8 protein-coding genes are annotated in these 7,319 nt (G+C 29.7%); all 8 read right to left on the minus strand.

Annotated features, from left to right (window positions below; translation table 11 throughout):
- Positions 1-85, minus strand: an 85-nt coding sequence (locus J7G74_RS16815; RefSeq protein WP_297135132.1) for a hypothetical protein, incomplete at its 3' end; no start/stop codon positions are given.
- Positions 86-98: 13 nt separating this feature from the next.
- Positions 99-1,631, minus strand: a complete 1,533-nt coding sequence (purH, locus tag J7G74_RS10745; protein ID WP_297135116.1) for a bifunctional phosphoribosylaminoimidazolecarboxamide formyltransferase/IMP cyclohydrolase — start codon at positions 1,629-1,631, stop codon at positions 99-101.
- Positions 1,624-2,217, minus strand: a complete 594-nt coding sequence (gene purN, locus J7G74_RS10750) for a phosphoribosylglycinamide formyltransferase (RefSeq protein WP_297135117.1) — start codon at positions 2,215-2,217, stop codon at positions 1,624-1,626. The genes purH and purN overlap by 8 nt, the downstream gene beginning before the upstream one ends.
- Positions 2,211-3,287, minus strand: a complete 1,077-nt coding sequence (gene purM, locus J7G74_RS10755; RefSeq protein ID WP_297135120.1) for a phosphoribosylformylglycinamidine cyclo-ligase — start codon at positions 3,285-3,287, stop codon at positions 2,211-2,213. The genes purN and purM overlap by 7 nt, the downstream gene beginning before the upstream one ends.
- Complete coding sequence (gene purF, locus J7G74_RS10760; protein WP_297135122.1) at positions 3,281-4,651, minus strand: amidophosphoribosyltransferase; 1,371 nt, start codon at positions 4,649-4,651, stop codon at positions 3,281-3,283. The genes purM and purF overlap by 7 nt, the downstream gene beginning before the upstream one ends.
- 22 nt (positions 4,652-4,673) lie before the next feature.
- Entirely contained in the window at positions 4,674-5,369 is a 696-nt protein-coding gene (purC, locus tag J7G74_RS10765) for a phosphoribosylaminoimidazolesuccinocarboxamide synthase (RefSeq protein ID WP_297135124.1), read from the minus strand.
- A 5-nt stretch (positions 5,370-5,374) separates the two neighbouring features.
- Positions 5,375-5,851, minus strand: a complete 477-nt coding sequence (gene purE / locus J7G74_RS10770) for a 5-(carboxyamino)imidazole ribonucleotide mutase (RefSeq protein ID WP_297135127.1) — start codon at positions 5,849-5,851, stop codon at positions 5,375-5,377.
- Between the two features lie 388 nt (positions 5,852-6,239).
- Positions 6,240-7,265 (minus strand): BMP family lipoprotein, encoded by a 1,026-nt coding sequence (locus J7G74_RS10775; protein WP_297135129.1) that lies wholly within the window; start codon positions 7,263-7,265, stop codon positions 6,240-6,242.
- Between the last annotated feature and the right edge of the window lie 54 nt (positions 7,266-7,319).

Genomic DNA, 7,319 nt, shown 5'->3' on the forward strand with positions numbered 1-7,319 from the left:
ATATTTTTTCTACATTAGATTCCTTATTTAATTTCCAACATATAGCGTGCTCTCTTCCTCCACCGCCAACAACTAATATATTCATCCTAATATACCTCCTAGTGTTTAAAGTGTCTTATTCCTGTAAACACCATTGTCATATCATATTTATTACAAGCATCTATAGAGTCTTGGTCTCTCATAGAACCACCTGGTTGAACAATTGCCTTTACTCCTACTTCTTTTGCAAAAGTTACACAATCATCAAATGGAAAGAATGCGTCTGAAGCAAGTATTGCTCCTTCAAAGTTCTTATCTTTATTATTTTCCACTGCATTTTTTAATGCCCATATTCTTGATGTTTGACCACATCCTAACGCTAAAGTCACTCCGTCTTTGACTATTGCTATAGCATTTGATTTCATATTCTTAACAACTTTCATTCCAAATTCCATATCTGATAATTGTTCTTTAGTTGGTTTAATTTCTGTTACAGTTTCATATTTTTCTACTAAAGTATTATTTTTGTCTTGAACTAATAATTTTCCATCTAGATACTTCATGTCACATGGTTGTAAGCTATCCTCTATTTTAGCAAGTTTTAAAACTCTTAAATTCTTTTTAGTTCTAAGAATTTCTAATGCTTCTTCTGTAAAATCATAAGCTACTACTATTTCCAAGAATATTTCAGTTAATTTTTTAGCAGTCTCAGCATCTATTGTTGATGTTATTCCCACTATACCACCAAATATTGAAACTTTATCAGCTTCATAACATTTTGTATACGCTTCATAAGCATCTTTTCCAAGACCTACTCCACATGGATTCGTATGTTTTATGGCTACTGACACTACTTCTTTATTGTCTTTAAACTCTCTCATTACTTCTAAGCAACCATGTAAGTCATTCAGATTATTGAAAGATAACTCTTTTCCGTTTAATTGTTCGTAATTTAATATTGGGTTTTTAGCATTAGATTGGCTATATAAAACACCTGATTGATGTGGATTTTCACCATATCTTAATGTTTGTTCTTTTTGGAATGTTAAGTTTAATATTTCTGGATATTCATCTTTAACTTCTCCAGCAAAATAATTTGATATAAGAGCATAGTATCTACCTGTTGTAGAAAATGCTTTGTAAGCTAGTCTTTTTCTATCTTCTAAAGTTAAAGTATCTGTCTTTAGTTTTTCTATAATCATAGAATAATCATTGACATCAACTATTATCGCTACATCTTTATAGTTTTTTGCAGCAGAACGTATCATTGATGGTCCACCTATATCTATATTTTCTATCATTTGTTCATGAGATTTGCCTGCTTTTAAAGTTCCTTCAAAATCATATAAATTTACTACTACCAAGTCTATAGGATTTATATTATATTCTTTTACAGTTTTAATATGTGATTCATCATCTCTCTTATATAAAATCCCACCATGTATATATGGATTTAAAGTCTTCACTCTTCCATCTAATATTTCTGGGAATTTTGTTACTTCATCTATTTGTATAGCTTTTACACCATTTTCTTTTAATATCTTAAAAGTGTTACCTGTAGATATAACTTCATATCCCAATTTATTTAACTCTGAACAGAATTCCACTACACCAGTTTTATCTGTTACACTTACTAATGCTCTTTTAATCATTTATATAAACCCTCCTACCATCGACAGTCAGCTTATTTTCACAAAACATACTTATACTTTTTGTAAGTATTTCATGTTCTACTTTAAGTACCCTTGCTGCTAATTTTTTTGAATCGTCATCTTGTTTTACTTCTACAGTTTTTTGCATTATTATTGGACCTGTATCCGCTCCTTCATCAACAAAGTGAACAGTAGCTCCAGTTACTTTTGCCCCATAATCAATAACTCCTTGATGGACTTTTTCACCATAGTATCCTTTACCACAAAAGGCTGGTATTAATGATGGATGAATATTTATTATTCTATTTCTGTATTCATTTACTAGTTTCGGACTGATTATTTTTAAATAACCAGCCAATACTACTAGATCTATTTCATTTTCCTTTAATATTTGTATTATTTTATCTTCTTCTTTTTCAAAAATAGCTTTTATATCATGATTTTTAGCCCTTTGAAGTCCATATGCATCTTCTTTATTAGAAATAACTACTTTTACATTTCCCTTTATAGTGTTATTTTCACAACCATCTATAATAGCCTGTAAATTAGTTCCTCCTCCAGATATTAAAACTCCTATCTTTACCATAGCTCAACACCTTCGTGATCATCTACAACTTCACCAATTATATAAGCTTTATCTTTCATTAAATCCTTATATTTTTCATCTATCTCTACTTCATTTTGTAAATTGTTATTATTTATATAATCAACTATATCTTGTGCATCTTCTTTGTTAGCTACTAAAACTAAACCAATACCCATGTTAAAAGATTTATGAAGTTCTCTTTTTTCAACCATATCAAGTTTTTCTATCATTTCAAATATAGGTGGTTTATCCCAAGAATTAGTTTTTATATTTAATCCTAATCCTTCTGGTATAACTCTAGTTATATTTTCTATCACTCCACCACCTGTTATATGAGAAATAGCTTTTATATTTTGTTTTTCTAATAAATCTAAAACTAATTTAACATATATTTTTGTGGGAGTTAAAAGAGCTTCTCCTAATGTCATTCCTAATTCTTCTTTATATTCATTTAAATTGTATTTAAGAGTATCCAAGAAAATTTTTCTCACAAAAGAGAATCCATTACTATGTACACCACTTGAAGATATCCCTATTAATACATCCCCTTTTTTAACATCTTTTCCTGATACTATTTTTTCCTTATCTGCTATACCTACAGCAAAACCAGCTAAATCATATTCGTCTTCACTGTACATTCCAGGCATTTCCGCTGTCTCACCACCGATTAATGCACATCCAGACATTTTGCATCCGTTAGCTACACCTTCAACAATTTTATCTATATGTTCTGGAACTAATTTTCCTATAGCTATATAATCTAAAAATAGTAAGGGCTTAGCCCCTTGGCATATTAAATCATTAACACTCATAGCCACTAAATCTATTCCTACTGTGTCATGTTTATCCATCATTTGAGCTAATTTAAGTTTTGTTCCTACACCATCTGTTGCAGCAAGTAATACTGGTTCTTTCATAGTTAAAAAGTCTTTTAAACTATATAATCCACTGAAGTTTCCTAAGTCACCTATAACATTTTTATCATAAGTTTCTTTTATCTTATTTTTTATTAAATTTACCGCTCTATTCCCTTCATCTATATTTACTCCTGATTGCTCATAAGTTAGCATGACATTGCTTCCCCCTTATCTATTTTCTTAACTGGATAATCTCCGTCAAAGCATGCTTTGCAGAAATTAAAAGGCTCATCTACTGCATTTAACATACCTTCTATATCTAAAAATTTTAAAGAGTCACAACCTATGAACTCTCTCATTTCTTCTATACTCTTATTTGAAGCTATAAGTTTTGAACGATTTGGCGTATCTATTCCATAATAACAAGAATATTTAACTGGTGGAGATGTTATTCTTAAATGTATTTCTTTAGCACCAGCTTCTTTTAATGATTTTACTAATAATCTTGAAGTTGTTCCTCTTACTATTGAATCATCTACCAAAACTATAGATTTTCCTTTTATAATACGAGATAATGGATTAAGCTTTATCTTGACCCCTAATTCCCTTTCTTCTTGAGTAGGTTTTATAAACGTTCTTCCTACGTATCTATTTTTTACTAATGCTTCTGTAACAGGTATTTTACTAGCAGCAGAGTAACCTAATGCTCCTGGCCATCCTGAATCCGGTACTGGTACCACCATATCAACATTTACATTATCATCGCTAGCTAATATTTCCCCAGATTTAACTCTGAATTCATAAACATTTACATCATCTATCGTTGCATCATTTCTAGCAAAATAAATATGTTCAAATATACAACTTTTTTTCATTGATCTATAATTATTGCTGAAATTATATGACTTTAATTCACCGTCTTTAATCACTACAATTTCTCCTGGTTCAACATCCCTAATTACTTCTCCGCCTAAAATATCTATTGCACAATTTTCTGAAGCAAATATATAATCATTATCTTTTTTCCCAATAACTAATGGTCTAAATCCAAATGGATCTCTAACACCTATCAATTCATCATCACTCATAATTACAAGTGAATATGCTCCTTTAATATAGTCCATTGTAAGCTTCAAACTTTCTACTATATTACCCTTATAGTATCTAGCAAGTATATAGAGTATAACTTCTGTGTCACTATTACTTGTGAACATATACCCATCTTCTTCAAGCATATCCTTTAAAGTTTGAGCATTTACTAAGTTTCCATTATGAGCTAAAGCAAGTCTCCTTTTTCTTACATTTCCTACTAATGGTTGGCAGTTAGCAAAACTACTTCCTCCAGCTGTAGAATATCTAACATGAGCAATACCCATATTACCTTGTAATTTCTCCAACTTTTTAGGTGTAAAAACGTCACCTACAAGACCCATATCTTTGTAATAATTTATTTCCTCTCCATTTGAAACTGCCATACCGCAACTTTCTTGACCTCTATGTTGAATAGAGTATAAAGAGTAGTACAACTGCTTAGATATATCTTTATCTTTAGAGTATATTCCTACAACTCCGCACATATAAAATGCCTCCTGATTAAAATTATTTATTCATTCTTGATAAGACTTCTTCGTATCCTTGCACTAAATCTCCAAGATCTCTCCTAAATCTGTCTTTATCTAGCTTTTCATTTGTATTTACGTCCCAAAGTCTACAAGTGTCTGGTGATATTTCATCTGCTAATATAATATTGCCTTCCGTATCTTTACCAAATTCAAGTTTGAAATCAACTAATTTTAAGTCCATTTTTAAGAAGAACTTTTTCATTATTTCATTAATTTTTAAAGTTTGAGTTCTTAGAAATGCTAATTCTTCTCTTGTTGCTAATTTTAATGCAACTGCATGATCATCATTTAATAATGGATCACCAAATTCATCATTTTTGTATGACATTTCAAATGTAGGTGTGTCTAATACTATTCCTTCTTCAACCCCGTATCTTTTGCAGAATGAACCTGCTGTGATATTTCTTACTATTACCTCCAATGGTAAAATCTCGACTTTCTTAACTAACATTTCTCTATCAGATAGGCTTTTTATGAAGTGTGATTCTATTCCCTCTTTTGCTAATTCTTCAAACATTATAGTTGATATTTTATTATTTAATATTCCTTTTGAAGATATTTCTGCCTTCTTCTCTCCATTAAATGCTGTAGCATCATCTTTGTAGTAAACTACAAACTCATTTTCATTTTCTGTACTAAATATTTTTTTTGCTTTCCCTTCATATAATAACATGTTATTTACCCCCTTAAACTCATATCATCTTCTAATACTTTTCTTGCCATTTCATCTCTATAATCTTTTAAATCCTCTTTTAGTTTAGGATATTTTATACTCATTATTTGCATTGCCATTAATGCTGCATTAAGACCTGCATCTATTGTTACAGTGGCTACTGGTATTCCTTTTGGCATTTGAACCATAGATAAAAGTGAATCTAAGCCATCCATTGTAGAAGATTTTATTGGTAGACCAACTACTGGAATTAAAGTATTTGCTGCAATTACTCCTGGTAAATGTGCAGCCTTGCCTGCTGCTGCTATTATTACATCCACTTCTTCATCTATTTCTTTTATAAATTCTTCTAATTCTCTCGGTGTTCTATGTGCAGATAAAACTCTAACTAAAACTTCAACACCATATTTTCTTAATAAACCTATCCCTTCTTCTAATTTAGGATAATCTGATTTTGAACCCATAACTACTGCTACTTTCATAACATACCCCCATGTTTATAATTAGGATTTTTATCGACTTATTATTCGTTATATTATACGAACTATTATACCTTTATATTATATTAATATTAAGTTTTTTTCAATATAAATATATGATTTTTATACCATCATCTAAGTAAATAATATGTTATTTATCGAATTATTTTGCAATCAATTTTAAAATCAATCGTATTTTCTCATTCTATAGTTAATTATTAAAGTTGCAAAACTCATATAAAAAAATTTCTTTAATAATTAAAGAAAAAAATCATTTAATTATTTCTTAGTTAAATAAATTTTTTCTTCAAAAATTAAAATAAAAAATCTCCATAAAAAAAGAAAGCATTATGCTTTCTTTTTTTATATATGGTATTAAGTTTTATATCAATTATTTTTTCATTGATTCATATTCTTCTTTTGTAGCAGGAACTTTGATTTGTCCACTTTTTATTTTTTCTATTGTTTTATTTACATAGTCTAAAATATCTTGAGGTACTAAACTTTTACTACTTTCTGGTATTCCAACACCATCTTGTTCAAGACCATATACTTTTGACTCGCCACCTTTTAATTTCCCATTTACAAGGTCATTTACAGTATCATAAACACCTACATCTACTTTTTTCAATGCAGAAGTTAGTACATTTTCTGGAGCTAAGCTACTCTGATCCTTATCTACACCTATAGCATATTTATTTTTTTCTTTTGCAGATTCTATAGCTCCAAGTCCTGTTGCGCCAGCAGCAGAAAGTATTATATCTGATCCATTTGAATACATCTGATTAGCTATAGATTTTCCTTTAGCTGCATCTGCAAATGTACCTGCATATTGAACATTAACATCTACATTTTTATTAGCTTCATTTACACCTGCTTTATATCCATATTCAAATCTAGATATAACTGCATTTTCCATACCTCCAATAAAGCCTACTTTGTTTGTTTTTGTCATTTTACCAGCGATAAGTCCAGTTAAATAAGCTGCTTCATTTTCTCTAAATAATATTGGTGTTACATTGTTAGGTATTTGATCATAACTTTCATCAATTATTGCAAAGCTTTGATCTGGATAGTTTTCTGCTTGAGTTTTTATATCTTCAGCCATAGTATTTCCTACTCCTATGATTAAATCCATCCCTTGATCTGCTAGGGTTTCTATATTACCTAAATATTCTGATGCTTGTTTCGATTCAATAACCTTTATTTCTACACCTAAATCTTTTTGTGCTTTTTGAAGCCCTTCCCATGCTGATTGATTAAATGACTCATCATTTATTCCTCCAGTATCAGAAACCATACCTATTTTTATAGTATTTTCTTTTTTAGTTTCTGCTTTATTATCTCCGCAACCAACTAAACTTGATAAAGTTAATATTATAGCTGCACCTAAAGCTGTCATTTTTTTTAGTTTCATATTTTCCTCCTGATGTCATTATAACTAATCGCTATATTTTATATTTTTACTAAT

This window comes from Terrisporobacter sp. (assembly GCF_017888745.1).
Taxonomy (GTDB): domain Bacteria; phylum Bacillota; class Clostridia; order Peptostreptococcales; family Peptostreptococcaceae; genus Terrisporobacter.

Excerpts from the sequence above, each read along its gene's own strand:
- purM (WP_297135120.1), bottom strand. The coding sequence starts at position 3,287 with ATGCTAACTTATGAGCAATCAGGAGTAAATATAGATGAAGGGAATAGA.
- purH (WP_297135116.1), bottom strand. The coding sequence starts at position 1,631 with ATGATTAAAAGAGCATTAGTAAGTGTAACAGATAAAACTGGTGTAGTG.
- purC (WP_297135124.1), bottom strand. The coding sequence starts at position 5,369 with ATGTTATTATATGAAGGGAAAGCAAAAAAAATATTTAGTACAGAAAAT.
- purE (WP_297135127.1), bottom strand. The coding sequence starts at position 5,851 with ATGAAAGTAGCAGTAGTTATGGGTTCAAAATCAGATTATCCTAAATTA.
- purN (WP_297135117.1), bottom strand. The coding sequence starts at position 2,217 with ATGGTAAAGATAGGAGTTTTAATATCTGGAGGAGGAACTAATTTACAG.
- J7G74_RS10775 (WP_297135129.1), bottom strand. The coding sequence starts at position 7,265 with ATGAAACTAAAAAAAATGACAGCTTTAGGTGCAGCTATAATATTAACT.
- purF (WP_297135122.1), bottom strand. The coding sequence starts at position 4,651 with ATGTGCGGAGTTGTAGGAATATACTCTAAAGATAAAGATATATCTAAG.